Below are 706 nucleotides of genomic sequence, written 5' to 3' on the forward strand. Positions count from 1 at the left end.
CGCGATGGCACCAGCAAGTGCCATCGCTACCTCGCTGGATTCGTCCTCTGTCGAGCTAAACCACTTGTCGTCGCAGTCACTCCTGTCCGTGGTGACGAACCGACGAGCGACGCGGTCGAGCGACTGCTCGACCACGTCGCGGCCCTACCGTTCACCGTGGCTGGACTTCTCGCCGACCGCGGCTTCTACAACGGTGCATCAATCGAGCGACTGGATGCCGTGGCACCAGTCGCTCTTCCGATCGTCCGCCGTGGGAAACAGATGGCCGAGAAACTGGACACGTCGGTCTCCTACTGGACGGAGTACGTGATGTACAACGGAAGCGAGCGGGAACTGCGCTTCCCGCTCGCGGTCTGTGTGTCCTATCAACAAGGCAACCGAGGCAAACACGGGTTGCTGGTGCGGGCCTACGTGGCGTGCGATCTGACCGATCGCACGCCGAAGGAAGTCGAAGCTCTCTACCAGAAACGATCAGCCATCGAGACAGCGTTTCGAACGATGCGTGAAGCGCGTGCGCGGACAAGCACAACCGATCCAGCCGTTCGGTTGTTATTCATCCTCGTGAGCTTCCTGCTACGGAACCTCTGGGTGATTGTCCGATGGGGCGTGCTCGCCACGCCGCGACGCGGCGGGCGAGCACTACCCGTCTGGTTCCGCTTCGAGGTATTCCGGGAGTGGATTGATCACGCTCTCGACGACACGTTGG

The 706-nt window shown here is 61.5% G+C and carries 1 protein-coding gene; it reads left to right on the top strand.

The features are described 5' to 3' along the window. On the top strand, positions 1 to 706 hold a 706-nt coding region (locus ACQUQ0_RS17580), incomplete at both ends, for a transposase (protein WP_435187053.1).

The organism is Halobellus sp. EA9, from assembly GCF_051195055.1.
Taxonomy (GTDB): Archaea; Halobacteriota; Halobacteria; order Halobacteriales; family Haloferacaceae; genus Haloquadratum; species Haloquadratum rubicundus.